The organism is Mesorhizobium sp. WSM4807 (genome assembly GCF_055811615.1).
The window spans coordinates 1-19769 of the sequence record NZ_JBVVQY010000028.1 but is presented as its reverse complement, the minus strand read 5'-3'; the positions used below and the strand labels follow the sequence as shown (position 1 = coordinate 19769).

Annotated in this window: 20 protein-coding genes; 9 read left to right on the top strand and 11 right to left on the bottom strand. The window is 61.4% G+C overall.

Annotated features, from left to right (window positions below; all coding sequences use genetic code 11):
* Positions 1–26 precede the first annotated feature (26 nt).
* The 4 genes from AC0L3N_RS27095 to AC0L3N_RS27080 are packed head-to-tail and all read right to left on the bottom strand — an operon-like array spanning position 27 to position 4934.
* Positions 27–1505 carry an aldehyde dehydrogenase gene (locus tag AC0L3N_RS27095; RefSeq protein WP_473550557.1) on the bottom strand — a complete coding sequence of 493 codons (1479 nt, stop codon included), beginning with the start codon at positions 1503–1505 and terminating at the stop codon, positions 27–29.
* Positions 1502–2554, bottom strand: coding sequence for an LLM class flavin-dependent oxidoreductase (locus tag AC0L3N_RS27090; RefSeq protein ID WP_473550556.1), 1053 nt, complete (start codon positions 2552–2554; stop codon positions 1502–1504). Before AC0L3N_RS27090 ends, AC0L3N_RS27095 begins: the two co-directional genes overlap by 4 nt.
* Before the next feature lie 6 nt (positions 2555–2560).
* Positions 2561–4354, bottom strand: coding sequence for an alpha/beta fold hydrolase (locus tag AC0L3N_RS27085; RefSeq protein ID WP_473550555.1), 1794 nt, complete (start codon positions 4352–4354; stop codon positions 2561–2563).
* Entirely contained in the window at positions 4347–4934 is a 588-nt protein-coding gene (locus AC0L3N_RS27080; RefSeq protein ID WP_292482036.1) for an amino acid synthesis family protein, read from the bottom strand. Before AC0L3N_RS27080 ends, AC0L3N_RS27085 begins: the two co-directional genes overlap by 8 nt.
* Before the next feature lie 146 nt (positions 4935–5080).
* Between AC0L3N_RS27080 and AC0L3N_RS27075 the strand changes: the two genes are divergently transcribed.
* On the top strand, positions 5081–5752 hold the full coding sequence (locus AC0L3N_RS27075) for a GntR family transcriptional regulator (RefSeq protein WP_473550553.1): 672 nt from the start codon (positions 5081–5083) through the stop codon (positions 5750–5752).
* Positions 5753–5996: 244 nt separating this feature from the next.
* Here the strand turns inward: AC0L3N_RS27075 and AC0L3N_RS27070 are convergent, their stop codons facing one another.
* Positions 5997–7736 carry an adenylate/guanylate cyclase domain-containing protein gene (locus tag AC0L3N_RS27070; RefSeq protein WP_473550552.1) on the bottom strand — a complete coding sequence of 580 codons (1740 nt, stop codon included), beginning with the start codon at positions 7734–7736 and terminating at the stop codon, positions 5997–5999.
* A gap of 104 nt (positions 7737–7840) precedes the next feature.
* Between AC0L3N_RS27070 and AC0L3N_RS27065 the strand changes: the two genes are divergently transcribed.
* From AC0L3N_RS27065 to AC0L3N_RS27035, 7 genes are all read left to right on the top strand, one after another.
* Entirely contained in the window at positions 7841–8011 is a 171-nt protein-coding gene (locus tag AC0L3N_RS27065) for a hypothetical protein (protein ID WP_473550550.1), read from the top strand.
* Positions 8012–8618: 607 nt separating this feature from the next.
* Positions 8619–9893, top strand: a complete 1275-nt coding sequence (locus AC0L3N_RS27060; RefSeq protein WP_473550549.1) for a hypothetical protein — start codon at positions 8619–8621, stop codon at positions 9891–9893.
* A gap of 142 nt (positions 9894–10035) precedes the next feature.
* Positions 10036–10590, top strand: coding sequence for a hypothetical protein (locus tag AC0L3N_RS27055; RefSeq protein WP_473550547.1), 555 nt, complete (start codon positions 10036–10038; stop codon positions 10588–10590).
* Between the two features lie 45 nt (positions 10591–10635).
* Complete coding sequence (locus AC0L3N_RS27050) at positions 10636–11295, top strand: NUDIX hydrolase (RefSeq protein WP_473550546.1); 660 nt, start codon at positions 10636–10638, stop codon at positions 11293–11295.
* A gap of 17 nt (positions 11296–11312) precedes the next feature.
* Positions 11313–11957, top strand: coding sequence for a DUF47 domain-containing protein (locus AC0L3N_RS27045; RefSeq protein ID WP_473550544.1), 645 nt, complete (start codon positions 11313–11315; stop codon positions 11955–11957).
* Positions 11958–11961: 4 nt separating this feature from the next.
* Positions 11962–12966 (top strand): inorganic phosphate transporter, encoded by a 1005-nt coding sequence (locus AC0L3N_RS27040; protein ID WP_287241873.1) that lies wholly within the window; start codon positions 11962–11964, stop codon positions 12964–12966.
* Between the two features lie 251 nt (positions 12967–13217).
* Positions 13218–13814 (top strand): tyrosine-type recombinase/integrase, encoded by a 597-nt coding sequence (locus AC0L3N_RS27035; protein WP_473550542.1) that lies wholly within the window; start codon positions 13218–13220, stop codon positions 13812–13814.
* Positions 13815–13961: 147 nt separating this feature from the next.
* Here AC0L3N_RS27035 and AC0L3N_RS27030 read toward each other — a convergent pair whose 3' ends face one another.
* From AC0L3N_RS27030 to AC0L3N_RS27005, 6 genes are all read right to left on the bottom strand, one after another.
* Positions 13962–14654, bottom strand: coding sequence for an SCO family protein (locus AC0L3N_RS27030; RefSeq protein ID WP_473550541.1), 693 nt, complete (start codon positions 14652–14654; stop codon positions 13962–13964).
* A 53-nt stretch (positions 14655–14707) separates the two neighbouring features.
* Entirely contained in the window at positions 14708–15181 is a 474-nt protein-coding gene (locus AC0L3N_RS27025) for a c-type cytochrome (protein WP_473550539.1), read from the bottom strand.
* Positions 15178–15303, bottom strand: a complete 126-nt coding sequence (locus AC0L3N_RS27020) for a hypothetical protein (RefSeq protein WP_473550538.1) — start codon at positions 15301–15303, stop codon at positions 15178–15180. The genes AC0L3N_RS27025 and AC0L3N_RS27020 overlap by 4 nt, the downstream gene beginning before the upstream one ends.
* A 9-nt stretch (positions 15304–15312) precedes the next feature.
* Positions 15313–15753 (bottom strand): DUF411 domain-containing protein, encoded by a 441-nt coding sequence (locus tag AC0L3N_RS27015; RefSeq protein WP_473550536.1) that lies wholly within the window; start codon positions 15751–15753, stop codon positions 15313–15315.
* A gap of 29 nt (positions 15754–15782) precedes the next feature.
* Positions 15783–17261, bottom strand: a complete 1479-nt coding sequence (locus AC0L3N_RS27010; protein ID WP_473550534.1) for a multicopper oxidase family protein — start codon at positions 17259–17261, stop codon at positions 15783–15785.
* Positions 17262–17397: 136 nt separating this feature from the next.
* On the bottom strand, positions 17398–17736 hold the full coding sequence (locus tag AC0L3N_RS27005) for a hypothetical protein (protein ID WP_473550532.1): 339 nt from the start codon (positions 17734–17736) through the stop codon (positions 17398–17400).
* Positions 17737–18104: 368 nt separating this feature from the next.
* On the opposite strand from AC0L3N_RS27005, the gene AC0L3N_RS27000 reads away from it, so the two are divergent.
* Positions 18105–19448, top strand: a complete 1344-nt coding sequence (locus AC0L3N_RS27000) for a sensor histidine kinase (protein WP_473550531.1) — start codon at positions 18105–18107, stop codon at positions 19446–19448.
* Positions 19449–19769 lie beyond the last annotated feature (321 nt).

Here is a 19769-nt window from a genome sequence, read left to right as displayed (position 1 = left end):
ATGAAATTGCGCGATTGGCGCTGCCCTCATCGCATGACGAACGGGTCCGGGATGGGCTCGTCGGATATCCGTATCCAGACGGATTTCGAGCGCGTGTAATCGCGGATGGCGTCAAGTCCGCCCTCACGGCCGAGCCCCGACTGACCATAGCCGCCGAACGGCACGAGCGGCGAAACGGCGCGGTATGTGTTGACCCAGACGACGCCGGCATGGATGTCGCGCGCCATGCGGTGCGCCCTGGCGAGATTGGTGGTGAATACGCCCGAGGCCAGGCCGAACGGCGTATCGTTGGCAAGCGCCAGTGCTTCGGCTTCCGTGTCGAAGGCGAGAACGCTGAGCACCGGACCGAACAATTCCTCCCGCACGCAGGGCAGCGCTGAATCCTCGGCGTCGATGATGGTTGGTGCGTAGTAGAAGCCGTGCGGATGATCGTCGTCGGGCCTTTTTCCGCCGGTGACCAGCGTCCCGCCCTTGGCGAGGCTCTCGGCAACGACGTTCTCGATCCATTCACGCTGGCGTGGCGTTGCCAGCGGTCCCATTTCGGTGGCCGGATCCTGCGGATCGCCGATTTTGATGGCCTCGGCCTTGTGCTTCAGCCTGTCCAGGAACTCGGCCTTTATCGAACGCTCGACAAGCAGCCGGGAGCCGGCGACGCAGCTTTGTCCAGACGCCGCAAAAATCCCGGCCACGACCGCGTTGGCCGCACTGTCCAGGTCGGCGTCGGCGAAAACGACAACGGGACTTTTCCCGCCCAGCTCCAGCGTCGTATAGGCGAGATTTTCCGCCGTGTTGCGGACGATAGCGCGAGCGGTCGAAGGTCCGCCGGTGAAGGCGACGCGTGAAACCAGCGGGTGACTTGTCAGGCGCCGGCCGCAATCGTGCCCGAACCCGGTCAGTATGTTGACGCTTCCGGCTGGAAATCCGGCCTCGTGAACGAGTTCGGCGAAGGCCAGCAGCGGCGCTGGGCCGTCTTCCGAGGCTTTCAAGACGACCGTGCAGCCGGCCGCCAGTGCCGGACCGAGCTTGACGGCCGAAAGGAAGAGCTGCGAATTCCACGGCACGACGGCAGCGACGACGCCGATCGGCTCGCGCCTGATGGTGACGTCCATATCGGCCTTGTCGATGGGCAGATGCGAGCCTTCATGCTTATCGGCAAGCCCGCCATAGTAGCGGTAATAGTCGCCGACATAGGCGATCTGGGCGCGGGTCTCGCGGATGATCTTGCCGGTGTCGCGCGTTTCCAGTTCGGCCAGGCGGCCGGCATTGGCGACGACCAGGTCACCGAGGCGCACCAGCAGCTTGCCTCGCGCCGTCGCCGTCAGCGATGCCCACGCGGCGGAGTGCAAAGTCCGGTGCGCCGCTTCGACGGCGCGGTCGACATCGGCTTCGGTTGCAGCGGGCATCGTCGCCCAGGGCGCTCCGGTGGACGGATCGATGCTTTCGAAGGTGGCCGTCGGCGTATCGAACGCTCCATTTATGAAGTTGCTGAATGCCACAAGGGTCATTGCGGCCTCCCATGCCCGAACGCCGGCATCACCTTGTCGACAAACAGCTGCAGCGACTTCTTCTTGCGTTCGTGCGGTAGGCCGCTGTCGATCCAGATCGAATATTGGTCGTAGCCGAGCGCCTCGTATGCCTTCAGCCGGGCGATCACCTCTTCGGCTTCGCCGATGACCAGGTTCTGTCGCATTTTGTCGGGCGCGTATTGCGGCATGGCCGCGATCTCGTCGCCGGTGAGCGCTTCCAATATGCCTTGGCGAACAGGCTTCTTGTTCTGGAACCACGCGCCGAACTGGCAGTAGAACAGCGACAGGTCCTTCGTCAGCTGTTCCGCATCGGCGGCGTCTTCTGCAACGAATGTGTGCATCAGCAGCATGATCTCGGGGCGGGCCATGTCGGGATGCGCCGCGCACGCCGCGTTGAAGCGCTCCATCAGGCTGGTTACTTCATCATCGCCCGAGGCGAGCGGCGTCACCTGGACGTTGCAGCCGTTGGACACGGCGAAGTCGTGCGAGTTCGGATCGCGCGCCGCCACCCAGATCGGCGGGTGCGGTTTTTGCACCGGCTTGGGCGACGAGGTGGTCGAGGGAAACGACCAGAACTCCCCGGACATCTCGAAGTCGCCCTCCCAGAGGCCCTTGATGGCCGGGATGATCTCGCGCATGCGCTGGCCCGCGCCCCAGGCGTCGAGCCCCGGGAACAGGCGCTGGTATTCGTAGCTGTAGGCGCCGCGCGCGATGCCGATGTCGAGCCGGCCAGCCGTGACGACATCGGTCATTGCTGCCTCGCCGGCGAGCTTGATCGGATGCCAGAACGGCGCGATGACCGTTCCTGTGCCGAGCCGGATGCGCTTCGTCCTGGCGCCGAGATAGGCGATGTTGATGAACGGGTTTGGCGAGATGGTGAACTCCATGCCGTGGTGTTCGCCGATCCAGGCCGTCTCGAAGCCTGCCGCCTCGGCCATCACAACCAGTTCCTCAAGCTCGTCGATGAGTTCGGCATGCGGCTTTGCCGGGTCCGAGCGTTCCATATGGACGAAGAGCGAGAACTTCATATCTGTTCACCCCGAAGTGTTCATGGATACCGGCTTGGCGAGCGGACGGACTTCACCTTCGACCTCGTTGCCGACATAGACTCCAAACGCATCCTCCCGACATTCGCGAACATAGCGGGCGAGCATCGAGCGCACAGCAGCGTCGGCGATGTTCAGTCCGGCAATCCTGTCGATGTCGACGAGCCGGACCTGGCGATCGCTGGAGTGGGGCGCGTCCACCGTGCCGCGGTAGTAGACATGCGTTCGCGATGGGTTTGCGGCGTCGTCCCAGACCGCAAACAGGAATCCGAGATTAGCCTCGATGGCTTTCGCAGCGAGGCATCCCCTAAGGCTTCGCGTGTCGCCGGGCGTTCCGAGCCCTCGGCCCGCCGGCAGTTCGAGAAAGCCGTCGGCGGTTTCGAAGAACAGCACGCGGCCTTCATCTTCGAGGATGGCGCCGACTTCCATGTCCGGAGGCGCGGCCGCCAACGCTTCCTGGCTGAGACCGGGCGAGACATACGCCCCACGGCAATAGCCGAGGGGCTGCGATGAATTGTGGGAGAATTCGCGAACGCGGCCGATGAGGATCGAATGGTCGCCGGCGTCGACCAACTGCTCCATGTCACAGTCGAACGTAGCCACCGATCCAGCGAGCAGTGGACTGCCGGTCGGGCCGAAGCGCCACTCGACAGCCGAGAACTTGTCCTGCGATTTCGAAGCGAAGACGCCGGACGCGGCTCGCTGTTCCTCCGAGAGCACGTTGACGGCAAAGCACTTCGAGGTCGAAAACACCGGATGGCCCAGCGCTTTCTTGGCGATGCAGACCAGCACAAGCGGCGGATCGAGCGAAACGGATGTAAACGAATTGGCGGTGAAGCCTCGAGGCTCTCCTTCCGGCCCGATCGCGGTCACGATGGTAACGCCGGTCAGGAAGGAACCGAGCGCCCGCCTGAATTCGCCCGCGTCGAAGGCTGTGTCCATCGCCGGTCGCGCCGATGCGCTTGCGCCGTCGTTGCTCTCGAGAAAATCGACAATGCGCCGTGTGACCACGTCAGGCGAGGCAACGGCCATCATATGTCGTTCGCCCTCCAGAACGACGCAGCGACCGCGCGGCGCGAGGCGCGCCATCGCCGCCGACATCGCAGGCGAGGAATTCCTGTCCTGCGAGCCGGTCATGAACAGGGCCGGCATCGCGAGACTGGGAAGACGATCGCCATGCGCCGCATCGGCATGGGCGAAAAGTCGATATGTGCGCGCATAGCCTTCGGAGTTGACGCTTTGCAGTGCCGCGCGCGTTGTCCTTGCGGCCTCGGCCAGGCTGTCGGGGACGGGGTTGCCGAACCAGCGCGCGATCGTTGCGTCCGTCCCTGACGGGTTTTCCGCGCCGTTCAATTCGGCGGCGCGTTCGCGCACCGCCTGCGCAAGGTCCGCCGGGCGGCGAAAGACCGCGTTGAGCGACACCATGCGGCGGACCCGTTCGGGTGCGTTGAGAGCGATTTCCTGCCCGACCAGCGCCCCCATTGAATGGCCAACGATCGAGACGGCACCCAGGCCAAGGTGATCAAGAAGCCGGATTGCCTGTCCGGCATAGTCGGCAAGGCTCGCGTCTTCAGGTGGTAGCGGCGACAGGCCGTGTCCCAGCATGTTGATCGCGATCACATCCCATCTGCCCTTCATAAGCGCGATCTGGGGGTTCCAGATCGCCGCATTCATGCCGACGCCGTGGATGAGGAGGACCGGCGCGCCGGATCCGGCACGGATGAAGCCGGTACCGTCAGGCGCCGTTCCGCGATGCCAGCCAGGCTCCGTCAGCTCAGCCATGCAGGTCGCCGACCTCCTTGAGATCCTGGTAGCGGTCGCCGATGCGATGATGCGGTCGTCCGCCGATCGAGGCGCCAAGCGCCACCACCAATTCGTCTGGCGCCGGCGCGTCACCGATCTGGAAGTGCACAGTCAGGTAGTGGGAACGTCGGCCTTCGTCGTTCTTGTCCATAAGCGGGATCATGATCGGCGTGTTCGGCCCGCCACGCAGGTTGGTGAAGGCAAGATAGGTCTTGGCGCCGACGGCACGCCGATAGTGGTTGCCGAAATGCAGCGTATGGATGAGCGCGGAAGCATGCTCGATCTCCCCTGATGTGCCGCAGATTGCGGCCTTGCCGTAGCCTTCGATCGCTTCGCCGGATCCCGCAACCGCGAGGATTTCACGGGTCAGCACCTCCCCCAGAACCGGCGCATAGGCGCGGATCTCGGGAGAAAGGTCCTCAGTGAAACCGCGCCCGGCCCAGGGATTGTCGAGCACTGCCGCCACGCCGATCAGGCGCAGCGGCCGGGGGGCCACCTTGCCGCCTTCAATCAGCGTGTTCTCAACATAGGTGACGATCTTTCGGATGGCCGGCTTCATCGAATCCTCTGTGGTCGATCGGGCTGAGACGTCCGGAAAAGTTCCTTTGCCTCGACTATCTTATGGTATACCATACTATTGAAGACCAAATCCCTTGTCAACGGATCGTCGAATCTGTTTGTTTGCGGATGCTGGGAGTAGATGAATTGGCCGACGACACACTGAGGATCGAACGATCCACCAAGACGCTGAGAACGCTGGCGCTGGAGCGCATGCGCGACGCGATCATGGGGTTCCACTTCCAGCCCGGCGAACGGCTGGTCGAGCGGCCGCTTTGCGACCAGCTCGGCGTCAGTCGCTCGGTGGTGCGCGAAGTTCTGCGGCAGTTGGAGACTGAGGGCCTTGTCCAGATGATACCAGGCCACGGACCCGCGGTGGCCAGGCCGGATCTCAGCCGCACCGATGAGATTTATGAACTCCGCGCTTTGATGGAGGGCATCGCGGCGCGCGCCTGCGCGCTGACGGCGACTGAGGACCAGATCGCTGCGCTTGAGCGCGCATTCGATGTGCTGCTCACGGCGTGGGCCTCAGCCAATCCGATCGAGGTGATGCGGGCGACGACAAAATTCTATGAAGTGCTTTTCGATGCCGCCGACAAGCGCATCGCCTGGGAGATCGTCCAGGGTCTGAACGTCCGCATCAACCAGCTGCGTTCCATGACCATCGCTTCGGTGGACCGCCGCGATGCCGCAATTGCCGAAATGACCGACATCATGAACGCCATCAAGTCGCGCAACGGCGAGGAAGCCGAAGCGGCGGCCCGGCGACATGTGGAGCAGGCCTGGCGAATTGCGCAACAGACCCTTCGAAACAGCTGAAGCAGAAACTTCACGTTACGGAATCGCCCGTCGCCCTCGCACTGACGCACTGCAGGCAATTCCAACGCGCATCCAACCCGATGATCTAGTGGTGAAAGCCTGACGCTTGGTACCCGACGCGCAGGGCAGTTCAGGGTGGAGAGTTCGCGTTGACGGTCTGAACGGGCAAGAAGCGACAGTTGCGGACGATCGGAAAGTCACGTCGTTTGCTGCGATGGTGATTTACCTACGAATGCCCAGCGTTTCATTCCGGCAGGCCAGAGAGCCGCAAGCCTTCGACGTATCGGGCAAGGAGAGCCTTATCCCGATATGGCGCGCGGGAGCTGTATCGCTCGATCGAGAATTCCGGATTGAGCTTGAGAAGTTCGCTAGCGGCGCGACGGGCGTCCTCCAAGCGACCAAGTTGGGCATATGTTGCCGCCAGCAAGCGGTAGGCGGAACCAAGATCCGCCATCTTTTCCAAAAGGGACAGGGCTTCGAGGTAGTTTCCGGAAAGGTATTTGCTGGCCGCAATGTTCCAAAGGTACCAGTCGGGTCGGCTGGGGTTGAGCCGTAAAGCCAGTTCTCCGATTCTGGTCGCGTCCTCGAGACGCCCGAGATAGCCCAAGGCATCGCAATATTCGGCGAGGAGATCGCAATTGTTGGGCGCAAGCTCGCGGCCGCGTTCGTAACAGCCTATTGCTCTTTCAGCTTCCCCCCGCCAGAGGTAAACGACGCCCAGCGCCCAGTGGACGTTGGCGTCGTAGGGACTGAGTTCAAGGGCTTTGCTCGCCGACGCGAATGCACTTGCCAGCGTGGTTTCCAGATCGACGCGCTCATTCCATTTCAGCCTGTGTATCTCGAGCCAGGCGAGTCCCAGGTATCCGCGCGCGTAGCCCGGATCGTCGTCGATCGCGGCGACGAACATCTCCCTGGCAAGTCTGACGTCATCCGGATTCAAGCTCATCTCAAGATGCCTGCCGCGCAGGTAAAAGTCGTATGCCCTCAGTGCGGTTAGCGGTTTGCCGAGAACACGGTGGCGCTCGGCCTCCTCGATCTTGATGTTAAGGGCGGCCGGAATGGATTGGGACAGCTCGTCTTGGATGTAGAACACATCGACAAGGTCGAAATCGTATTTCTCCGCCCAGATGTGTTCGTGTAACGCATTGGTCAGATTGGCATTGACCCGGACGCGATTGCCGAGCCGCCTCACGCTGCCCTCAAGAGTGTAATGCGTGGCCGGAGCATTCTGTTGCGGCTCTGAACGAGGCAAGCGAACGATCACGTTTAACCCGGAGAAGCGCGACAATGCGGCAACGATATCCTCGGTTATGCCGGCGGCGAAATACTCCTGGTCGGGATCGCCGCTCAAATTCACAAACCTCGAGACATAGAGAAGCGTTCTGTTCGACGCGATAGCAGGATTATCCTGAACGTCGAGCGACGGCGGTGCCATGAGGGCGGTGGGCGTGTGCTTGGATGGCGTGTCATCATCGATGATGACATTGAAAATCCGGAGCGGACGTTCAATGTTCTTCAACGCCTGCTCGCCCGCATCTTCGAAGCTGATATACAGGCGGTTGCCCACAGTATCGCGCACCGATGCCGAGACCGCGACGCCCCCAGGCCTGGCGATGCTCTCGATGCGCGCCGCCACGTTTACGCCGTCACCATAGACGTCTTCGTCTTCGAACAGGATGTCGCCGATATTAATGCCGATGCGAAATTCTATTTGCCGATCGCGACGGACGTTCGTGTTCCTCGTCCGCATCTCCCGTTGGATTTCGACCGCACAGAGAACCGCTTCCTCGACGGCGCGGAACTCCACCAACATGCCATCGCCCATGAGCTTGATGATGCGGCCATGATGCAATGCGACCTTGACGTCCAATAGTTCCTGACGATGCTTCTTCAGGGCCGACAAAGTACCTTTCTCGTCAATTTCCATCAGCCGGCTGTAGCCGACTACGTCAGTGGCCATGATGACGGAGAGTTTCTGTTCCATCGGCGCTCCCCACTCCTACAAGCAACTAGATAACACATCCGCACCGCCGAAGCATCGAACTTGCGCGGCCGGAAATGGGAAGATGATTACACGATAGGTTCCTGATGGCTGCGGAAATTTCGGCTGCCGGCATGGACAACTTATTGAAAGCAATTCCGTTTTTGATTGTCGGCTTCGGGCTCAATCACGACCTTCCAGCAGAAGCATTTAAGGGCAGCTCAGGGTCGGATCTTGCCGTTCATTGCGGGTACCAAGCGTTAGGCTTTCACCACTAGCTACTGGCTGGAGGTGTGTGAACCCGAGAACGATTGTGACCGAGCATGTTGTAAGGCTGATCTGGGACGCGTGGCGCACACAAAAGAAGGGCGTGGGCGCAATCGCGCAACGTCAGCGCGCCCGTCTCGCCGACATCGTCGCCCATGCCCGGGCAAGTTCGCCATACTATCGTGAGCTGTACCGTGATCTGCCGGGTCGGGTCAGAGCCGCCGAGCAGCTTCCTGTTACCGATAAGAAGACGTTGATGGGTCGAGCACGAAGATGCCGTGCGTTCCCGAGCGCGAGGAGCATCGGGTTGAGACTTAGCGCGCCCCCGAGGCCAAGAGCTGCCATGGCGAGGTCCTTAATGCGCGCCCGTCAGCCCCCGCACCATGTTATCGGCATGGCTCGCGAGGCGGCGGGGGGTGACGGAATTTTTTGATCGCCTGCAACGTTTATATTCATTCGGCTGCATTCCGTTTTGCGCGGCCAGAACTCGCGAACCCGAGATGACCGCCGATTGGCAATCGTCTTTGGGAGGAACGTGACATGCCTTTGCGTTTCAACGGTACAGGAATAATTTTCGCTCTTCTCCTGTCTTCAAGCTTGATCCCCGCCGCGGCTCAAATGAGCGCGAAAGGAAAAATAAGCGGGAAGGATTTCGACAACGCTGCCGCCGAGCAGGCCAAGCGATATCTCGAGGAAGGTCGCGAGACATTCCGCTTTGACACTTTCGGCAGCGAGGATTTCTGGGGCGGCGAACTTAAACTCCACGAGGCAATCGCAGGTGAGAAGCTGGGCGGCACAGGACCCGGCCTGAGCCCGGAGAAAGCCCTCGAACTCGGCCTCAAGGTCGATGTGAACGCCATTCCCAAGGATGTGGCCGATGCGCTCAACAAGGGCGAGGTCGACCTCGCGGATCCCGCGAGCACGCTTGTTCTGCTGAAAGCCAATGCCGTTGTCGGGGTGACCGGGTTCTTCGCTGAGGACGGAAAGACGCTGACTTCGGTGGGCATCCAATGCGCGGTGTGCCATTCGACCGTCGACGACGCCTACGCGCCTGGCATCGGGCAAAGGCTCGACGGCTGGCCCAACCGCGACCTCAATATCGGGGCGATCGTTGCCCTCGCACCTGATCTCACTGCATTCACCGAGATGCTGCAGATATCAGAAGCGGAGGTGAAGAAGGCGGTGGAGGCTTGGGGTCCCGGGAAGTTCGATGCCGAATTGAACCTCGACGGCAAGGCATTCCGGCCGGACGGCAAGACGGCCGCCACGCTCAATCCGCCGGCGTTCGGATTGGCCGGCGTAAACAACCATACCTGGACCGGAGCCTGGGGCACGGTGAGCTACTGGAACGCTTATGTCGGCAATCTCGAGATGCACGGGAAAGGCGTGTTTTATGACCCACGCCTTGATGACGCCGAAAAGTATCCGGTCGCAGCACGAACGAAGCAGGGCCACAAACAGGACAAGGAAGATCGGATCACCGCCAAGCTGCCGGCGCTTCACTTCTATCAACTTTCGCTGCCCACCCCGAAGCCGCCCGAGGGCACGTTCGACAGCCCGGCCGCGGAAAAAGGCGAGGCTCTTTTCAACGACAAGGCCAAATGCGGAACATGCCACGTGCCGCCGCTCTTCACCGAACCGGGCTGGAATTTGCATACCGCCGACGAAATAGGAATCGATGATTTCCAGGCGATGCGATCCCCGGACGAGCGTTACAGGACGGCGTCGTTGCGAGCTTTGTGGGACATTGAGAAGATCCATAAGGGCGGCTTTTACCACGACGGACGGTTTGCCACCCTCGACGATGTTGTCGAGCACTATGACGGCCATCTGGGCCTTGATCTGACCGATCAGGAAAAGGGTGATCTGATCGAGTACCTCAAATCGATCTGACCCGGCACTTGACTGCACCGGCGCTTCTTTGAGTTTGGATAGGGAGGATTAGCGGCTGCCCCTTGGATGGGCTGAGACATGATCAGGTCAAGGAACTTACCTTCGGTCTCGGGGTTGATATCGCGCAATGCGGGAGTGCGCTATGTTTCTGCTCGCAAAAGATACAATCAAGTTCAGCATTCTTGTCGGCTTTTCAGCCATCTTCGTAGATGCCTCCATCGCCCACGGCCTGCTGTGGGAGAATGATCCCTACTGGACATACTGGATCATCAAGACCTTCCTGATCACCACGGTGTTTCTGTTCGGCACGGCCTTTATCGGTATCGGCATCGTGCCCGGCCTGATCCTGACTGCGGTCCACACGCTCATTCTGGAAATCTACTACCAGTGGCTGGCGCCCGTCGGGCTGCCGCAAGAACCCGAGTGGCTCGATTTCAATCACCTATGGGTTACCGGCGTGTCGGTACACTTCCTGGCGATATTCGGCGGATATTTGATGGCGTTGTGGCTGGTGCATTGGCTATTCTTGACCGCAACAACAACGCTTCCCGGCCAAAGACTTAGTGGTAGAAATCTGACACTTGGTTCCCGATGGGGATTACCTGTTCCGACCCGTTGCGGACGTTCGTTTGACCCTGCCGAATTCACGCCCATGACCCCAAGCCGACCTTCATCAACCCGTTTTGCTACCCGATAGCCGACATTCGCGGCAACCAGCACTGATGACCCTGAGCTGCCCTTCATGAGGATGTTTCTGCTGCTTACTGTGAATGTCAGCATTGACTCAAGGAAGATCCTTCACGTCTTAATTGAAGACTGGCAGTTTTGCGTGCAAGGGGCGACGTCGGACTCGTCCAAGAACCTAGCTGTGGCTTTCGCAAAAAATTTAGCCAGCTACCGACAATACGGGCTAAGGTCTCAGCGAAATGGATTGGCCGGGCCTTTGAAGAAAAAGAAACTGGGGAAGCGAGCGCGCCGTGATAAGCCCATCGCACAGGTTGCCGCTTTGCCTTATCGCCGCGCTGCAGACGGAGACACTGAAATCTTGCTGCTAACGTCTCGGCAAACGGGCCGCTTCATCTTGCCCAAGGGGTGGCCGATGAAGGGTCGACCAGACCGCGAGGCTGCAGCTCAAGAGGCGGGTGAGGAAGCCGGAGTAGTGGGCACTTTGCATGAGCAATCCGTTGGCAGCTTCCATTATTGGAAACGATTGAAGGACACGTTTGTCCCGGTAACCGTTGAAGTATACCCGCTTCACGTGCAGCAGGAGCTGGATGAATGGAAGGAGCAGAAGTATCGAAGACGGGCCTGGCTTAAGCCGGATCAAGCAGCACTCCTGGTCGATGAACCGAAGTTGGCTGCCCTATTGGAATCTATAGCGCCTGAACTGGCTCATTTCTGAACGCTACAGGATAAAACATGCTCAATTGGTTTCGTGCGCTTCTGCCCCGCGAGGACAAGTTCTTCGACCTCTTCGAGCGCCATTCCCGCATCCTGGTCGCCGGCGCCGAGGCGCTGCAGAAGCTGCTCGATGGCGGTGAGGGCGTCGAGCGCCATTGCCGTGAGATAGTCGAGCTCGAAGACCAGGCCGACGCGGTCACTCGCGAGGTGCTGCTCGCCGTGCGCAAGAGCTTCATCACCCCTTTTGACCGTGGCGACATCAAGGACCTGATCCAGTCGATGGATGATGCTATCGATATGATGCACAAGGTGGTCAAGATGGTGAGGCTGTTCGAGCAAACGAGCTTCGAGCCGCGCATGCGCGAGATGGGCGCCGTCATCGTCGAGGCCGCGCATCTGACCGCCGAGGCGATCCCGCTGCTGGAAAAAGTCGGTGCCAACGTCACACGGCTCGGCGCCCTTGCCGAGGAGATCACCAAGGTCGAGGAGCGCGCCGACGGGCTGCACGACGCAGGCCTGAAGGAACTCTTCCAGAGGCACGGCAGGACCGACGCCATGGCGTGGATCGTCGGCAGCGAGCTCTATGGCCAGCTGGAAAAGGTGGTCGACCGCTTCGAAGACGTCGCCAACGAGATCAGCGGCATCGTGATCGAGAACGTTTGAGCGGATGGACCCGACACTCGCCTTTCCGCTTCTGGTCGGCCTGATCGGGGTTGCGCTGTTTTTCGACTTCCTGAACGGCCTGCATGACGCGGCGAACTCCATCGCCACCATCGTCTCGACGCGTGTGCTGCGCCCGCAATATGCGGTCTTCTGGGCTGCCTTCTTCAATTTTATAGCCTTCATGTTCTTCGGTCTCCACGTCGCCGAGACCATCGGCAGGGGCATCGTCAGCGCCGACATCGTGACGCCGCAGGTCGTGTTCGCGGCGCTCGTCGGCGCAATCGCCTGGAACATCATCACCTGGCTCTACGGCATACCCTCGTCGAGCTCGCATGCGCTGATCGGCGGGCTGGTCGGCGGGGCTGTCGCCAAGGCGGGAAGCGTCGCCATCGTCTGGTCGGGGCTGCTGAAGACGGTCGCGGCCATCGTGCTGTCGCCGCTCACCGGCTTCGTGCTGGCTCTGGTGCTGATACTCACCGTCTCCTGGATTTTCGTGCGCCAGACGCCGTTCGCGGTCGACAATACCTTCCGCACCCTGCAATTCGTGTCGGCGTCGCTCTATTCGCTCGGCCATGGCGGCAATGATGCGCAGAAAACGATGGGCATCATCGCGGTGCTGCTCTACTCGCAGGGCATGCTCGGGGGCGAGTTCTACGTGCCCTTCTGGGTGGTGATCACCTGCCAGGCAATGCTGGCGCTAGGCACGCTGTTTGGCGGCTGGCGCATCGTCCACACGATGGGCTCGAAGATCACTCGGCTCAATCCGATGCAGGGTTTCTGCGCCGAGACCGGCGGCGCGATCACGCTGTTCGGCGCGACCTGGCTCGGCATCCCGGTCTCCACCACGCACACCATCACCGGCGCGATCGTCGGCGTCGGAGCGGCACGGCGCATCTCTGCCGTCCGCTGGGGCATAGCCGGCTCGATCGTGATCGCCTGGGTCATCACCATGCCCTCTACGGCGCTGATTGCTGCTTGCTGTTATGGAATCGTGGCACTCTTCAGCTAATGCAGAGCCCGGAAGTTTGACTGACGATCGCGAAGGTCGACAGCTGCCGTTGCTCGAAGATCAGCTTTGGAGAAGCGGCCAGAATGTCGCGAGATGGCGCCTTGCGCCCATTGATCGGCCCGCGGCTTCGATCAACCGGGAGCCCGGTAACCCTTTCGGCCTGAAATCCTCGGCGACGCTCTCAGCCATTGTTACATTCGCCTGCTCGTGTTGAGCGCTGCGGCTGCGGAGGGCGGCATGGGAGAAGAACCATGTCCATCTGGAACAGAGGCCACATTGTTGGTCAGAAGCCTCCTCTTAAACCGCGCGAGGTCTGGAGCATTCGAACACGACTGCAGGTGTCGGGCGCAGAACGGGATTTGGCACTCTTCAATCTCGCCATCGACAGCAAACTTCGAGGTTGCGACCTGGTCACCATCGCGGTCAGCGACATTGCGCTTTCCGGCGCTGTCCGCGATCGGGCGGTGATCGTTCAAAGGAAGACAGGGCGGCCGGTCCAATTCGAGATCACAGAGCAGACCCGCGCCGCCGTCGGTGCTTGGATAACCCGCCGTGGTCTCACCGAAAGGGATTATTTGTTCCCGAGTCGCGTACGGGCGAAACCACACATGTCGACGAGGCAGTACGGAAGGATTGTCGACAAATGGGTTTCGAGCATCGGGCTCGATCCGAAGCGCTATGGCACTCATTCGATGAGACGCACGAAAGCTTCGCAGATTTACGAGAAGACCGGCAACATCCGCGCCGTGCAACTGCTGCTCGGGCACACCAAGCTTGAGAGCACCGTCCGCTACCTTGGCATTGAAGTGGACGATGCGTTGGCTATTTCTGAACAAGTCGAACTGTAGAGCGCCGCGGAGCGTCGCATTCCGAAGCGGCGCTCCGTGACCCTTCTCTGCCCTTCTTTCGGGGAAGTTCTACGGCAAGCAACAACCCCTTTCCGGTCGTTCGGGGAACCGTGGCGTCGCGGCTAGGGTTTTTCGATTGGTCAACGTTTACCTGAACATTGCTTTCAACCTGTCCCACCAGCCGGCCTCGGGCTTTGCCGGTTTCCGCACGTTGTTGGTGAGGCCGTTGATGTAGAGAACCATGTTCAACGTATCGAACCTCAGGCCGTGGAACTTGGCGGCAAAGCGCCCGCCGCGGTCGATGACGTGGGTGACGGCACCATGCATCTGCTGGCCGTCTTCCAGCTGTTCGAACCGGACATTGTATTCCTCCGAGAGCTTTCGCGTGGTGTCCTCCATCTGGCCCGGCTTTGTCGTCAGGAACATCCAGTTGCGGGCGTCCAGTCCATGCGCAGGACCATAGGCCTTGAGGACTTCGGACGTGTCCTTGACCGGGTCAGTCGTCACCGCCAGGAACTGCACCCGGTTTTTCATCGGCGTATCGTTGACCTTGCGCTGAATGTCCGCAATCACCTCGGAATGTATCGGACACAGGTCCGTGCAACTCGCGAAGATAAAGTAGAGCACCACTATCTTGTCGGAAAAATCGGAAAGGCGGACGGGCTTTCCGTCCGCGTCGGCCAGTTCGAAAGGCGGCGCGGCCTGCTCGTCGATCGCCTGGAAGAATTTCTCCTCGCTGCCCATCATCTCGTCGAGGTCGGCGCCCGGATGGTGGGCCTGCGCCGAGGTCGCGAGGGCGAGCGCCAAAGATAGAGCCACGAGCATCGCTTTCGCTTCCATGGGCAATGCTTTCCAGTTGCGGGCGCTCGAGGTCTCCGCGGTTTGGATTGGTCTCACTGTGTCTGCTCCCGTTCCCGACGGCTCATCTGCGCCTGATAGGCGCGTTCCCTCTCGGGCCATGTGCTCTTGATGAAGGCCAGAACGGCCCGGATCTGCTCGTCGGTGAGGACATTCCCGAAGCCCGGCATGTCGCTTTGGTAGCCGCCGCCGACGACCGTCGCCGGTCCTTCCCTGGTGATGCGGAAGAGCACGCCGTCGGGGTGATGCCAGGTGTGGCCGGAGGCGTCGTGGGGTGGCGCCGGCATCCGTCCCGAAGGCAGTGGGCTTTTCCAGTCGCGTTGACCTTCGAGGCTCGCGCCGTGGCAAACGGCGCAGCGCTCGGCATAGACCGTCTTGCCGAGCGCAATCGTTGCGGCCGAGGCACCGCCGCCGGCCATCCGGTCGGTGAGCCAAGGCCATGTCCAGGCCAATCCAAGGCCTGCCGCCGCCACGCCGAGCATAGATAAGAGGACCGACACCCTTCTCATTTGCCGCCGCTGAAGAACAGGTACTTGATCAGCGCGGCTGCCCCGAGGACGAGCACGACGACGACGAGCAACCACACCAGGCCCATGCCGAACATCATCATGCCGCTCATGCCTTCCATCATCGAAGCCTCCTATTCCGTGGTGTAGATGCCTCCGGTCCCGCCGGACTTCCGGATTTCGAGAATCTCGAACGGGCCCTCTTTCGTGCCGCTCATGCCGGGGGAGCCCATTGGCATGCCGGGCAGCGTCACGCCCTTGATGTCGGGGCGCTCGGTCAAGAGCTTGTTGACCGTGCCGACCGGCACGTGGCCGCTCACCACGTAGCCGTCGATGAAGGAAAGATGGCAGCCCTCGGCTTCCGCCGGAATGCCCTCTTCGCGGCTCATGGCGGAAAGGTCGTGCGTCGGCTTGACGGTGACCGCGAAGCCGTTCTCCCTGAGATAGTCGGCATAGCCTTCGCAGCAGCCGCATTGCGGGTTCTTGTAGAGGGTAACGTCCTTTTCGCCGGCGAGCGCCGGACCGGCACCCGACAGGATCGAGCCGAGGACAAGAGCTTTCAGAATATTGGACATTTTGCTTCTCCTTTCGGGTTGTGGAGTGGTCAGGCGACGCGGAAGACGGCCATCATGCCGCCGGCCTGGTGTTCCAGAATGTGGCAGTGAAACATCCAGTCGCCGGGATTGTCGGCGACGAAGGCGATCTCGACCTTCTCGCGCGGCGAGATGAGCACGGTGTCCTGCCATTCGCGGTGGCGGGTGGGCTGGCCGTTGCGGGAAATCACCCGGAACGAATGGCCGTGCAGGTGGATCGGGTGGTGCCACGCGGTCGCGTTGGTCATGGCGATGACGTGGCTCTTGTTCCGCCCGAGAGTCTGTGCTGGCTTCATGTCGTGGCTGGCCTCGTCGGCAGCGACGCCGTTGATGAACCAGGCGGTGCCGGAGTTCATGGCCTGCATCATTCCCATCATCGAATCCATGTCGCGCATCATCCTGCCCGGCGCGCCCGGACCCATGCTTTCACCCATGTCCTGCGCCACCATCTCGCCCATCATGCCGCCAGTGAAGACGACTTCGTTGCGGGACGCTGTCTCGAGGTCCGGCTCCGGCAGCGAATTGGCCGGCAGGGCCAGCGGCCAGTCGGGCGCGCGTTCTCTGAGAGGAGTGTCGGAATAAGCGAGGTCAACGAGCTTGTATTCCAGTCCTTCATAGAACCGGTCGAAGACCGAAACCCGACTGCCGACCTCGCCGGTCATGTCGAGGATGAGATCGACGCGCATGGCCGGCCCAAGCACCACCCGCCCGCCATCCGGCGCGTGCGGCGCGACCGGCTGGCCGTCGAGCGCGATGACGACCGGCTGAAGACCCGTGAAGTCGGGACTGAAGATACGTGCATTGGCGGCGTTGATCAGCCGCAGTCTGATGCGCTCGCCTTTTCTGACCGCAAAGGTATCCGGCACGCGGCCGTTTATGGTGACTGTGTTGCCGACGCGACCATTGTGGTGGATGTCGTGCCGGTTGCCGAAATCCTCGCTGATTGCGCCCGATTTGGTCAGCCGCCAGTCGTCGAGCACCCAGGTCACGTCGCGGTCGACCCGAACCGGCTCGTGCTCCTCGACAATCAGCGGTCCGTAAAGCCCACGCCCGACTTGTTCGAAACTTCGCTGATGCGGGTGATACCAGAAAGTGCCGGCGTCGACGGCGTCAAATTCGTAGACAAAGCGCTCGCCTGCTCCGATTGGCTTCTGGGTGAGGTGAGGCACGCCGTCCATGGCATGTGGCACGCGCACGCCATGCCAGTGCACGGTCGTTTCCTCGGCAAGGCCGTTCTCGACCTCGACCCGCAGGCCCTCGCCCTGACGGACGCGGATCTCGGGGCCTGGAACGGTGCCGTTGTAGTACCACGCGGCAACCTCGCCGGCTGGTTCGGGCAAGAGGCGGATACCGCCGGGCGCCGCCCGCAACCGTACTTCGCGGATGGCCGCGGCATCGGCCGGCGATTGTCGGAAGGGTAGCATCGCGCCTGCCGCGGCCAATGCGAGAAAGGCTCGACGCGTCAGCGTCGGCATGGGAAAACTGGGCATGGTTCAACCATCCTGAAATCGGTCGTTCGCTCGCATGGCGACGCGCGAAACGACGCTTCATGCGAAACCCCGATCGCCGTGGCAAAAAATGCGCAAGCGATCGTCTACGCCGAAAGCCGGGCAAGCCCGACCGGCGTCAGTTCAGGATGATGATTCGGGGAGGAGAGGGGTCGGGCGGGCCGGTGTGGCCGACCATCTCTTTTAGTGGCGAAGCCGCTGTTTCGGCCACCACAAGGGAAAGTTCAACACCGGCGGCCGCCGGAATTGCGACGAACGGCGCGAGGCAGGCCTGGCCGCACAATGGGGCCTTGCCGTCCTCGGGCGGGCAGGCATCGCAATCGCCCATGTCTCCGTCGGTCATCGCGGCGGAAGACATGGCCAGCGACATCCTCGTCGCGTTCGCTGCATGCGCAACCGTACCCGCCGCGAAGACCGCGAGCAGGACAATTGCAAAGATGCGGGCAAGCCTATCCACGACGCCGCATGCTAGCCTGTTTCCGCGTCCTGTCCAGTTACAGTCTGTCGCAGTCTAACGTCGCGAATGCCCGCAATCCGGCGGTAGGTCCCACGGTCATTGAAGGGCAACTCGTGGCGCGACCGAGCCGGCCGAAGGATTCGTTCTGCCGTACAGCCGCGGAGCGTTCTTCGTCGCGGTTGGGCGGCGAGCCGACTTTTCTGGCTGCGCGCGCCGCAGAACCGGTTGACGTTAGAAAGAGGCCATTCCTTCTGTTTCCGATCAAGTGGGGCTCACAAGAAGCTATCCAACTGGACTCTAGCTCAATCTGCTGTTCATTGTAACGAATGGGCAACCAAAAATCCTCGGGGGAAAGCAGGCCACCCCGGTTGTACAATCTCGGTTCAACTGGCCTTGCCGAAGCGATCTTGCAGACCATGGATCAGCCGCTGCTGGTCCTAAGAGACGACCTTACGGTCGAGGAAGCCAATTCGGCGTTCTACACGCTGTTCAAGGTCGACACCGAAGAGACCCGCGGGCGCCTGCTCTACGAACTCGGCAATGGCCAGTGGAATATCCCCGAGCTCCGTCGGCTCCTGGAGGAGATCCTGCCGCAGCAGTCGGTAGTGGAGCACTACCGACTAGAGCATAAGTTCCCGGAGATCGGCAAAAGGATCATGATCCTGAACGCGAGGCGGCTGCCGCCCGAGGGCGACCGCCCTGAACTGATCCTTTTGGTCATCTCAGATCGCACCGAGACCGAACAGGCCCGGTTCGAACTCGAAGGCCACGTCGAGTTCGGGGAAAAGCTGATCGACAGTACCCGGGAGGCGCTCCTGGTGCTCGATTGGGACCTGAAGGTGGTTCGCGCCAACCGGCCCTTCTATGACGCCTTCCAGGTGTCTCCTGACGACACTAAGGGGCGGCTGATCTACGAGATCGGCAATGGGCAATGGGACATCCCGCGTCTGAGAGAGCTGCTTGAGAACGTCCTGCCCGACAACAACGCCTTCGATGATGTGGAAGTGGAGCATGATTTTGAGCACGTCGGCCGCCGCGTCATGCTCCTCAACGGGCGACGCCTCGACCATCTGGACCTCATCCTGCTGGCGATCCGCGACGTCACCGAGCAGCGCCGCATGGAGAAGGAGCGGGAAACGCGGGTCGGCGAGCTCCATCACCGGATAAAGAACGTCCTCACCACCGTCGATGCGCTGGTAAGACGAACGCTGCGCGACAGCGGTTCGCTTGAGGAATTCGGCCGAGCCTTCGAGAGCAGGCTCGGTGCCATGGCACGCACGCAGGATCTGTTGGTGCGCGCGCCGAGAGGAAGTGTTGATATGTCCGAGATTCTGCGGCTGGAGCTGCAGGCGCATGGCGGACGGGAAGGTGGGAATTTCAATCTCGACGGCCCCGCAATCGCGCTACCGCAAGATGCGGTCCAGGCATTCGCAATGGCCGTTCACGAACTCACCACCAACGCAGTCAAGCATGGCGCGTTTGCTTCGCCTGAGGGGCGAGTTGACATTAAATGGACGGTGCAGGCGGGCGAAGGGGGCGCGACGCGGGTAATGTTTCGCTGGCGGGAACGTTGCCCGATCATAACCAGCGCCGGCCGCACCGGCTACGGCTCCCGCGTCCTGGAGGCAGCGTTCCGCCACACCCTGAAGGGCAGCTCCCGGCTTACGCTGCATCCTGATGGAGCTGAATTTTCGGCTGAGTTCCAGCTCTAATACCGCGCGGACATGTCGAGGCTGCGAGGACTGCCGCCAAATCCCCTATCCACATGATGGTGTCAGGCCGCGGTTCTGCATGCTGGCATCGCAACCGGTCTGGATCGAACGGGTTCTCCCATGGCCCGAAACGACCGCTGCCCAGGGTTCCGCAGTCACTCCTCCCATCGCCCCGGCGTCTCGAATGGGTCGCATCAAGTCATAGCGCGAACGGCAGGTTTGTAGATGCGCCATGAAGGTCAGCAAATGGCGTGCGCCGTGACAAGGCGGCGCTTTCCAGTGGGTGCAAGTCCCACCCGGCAAGATGCTCCAGCCGGAAGC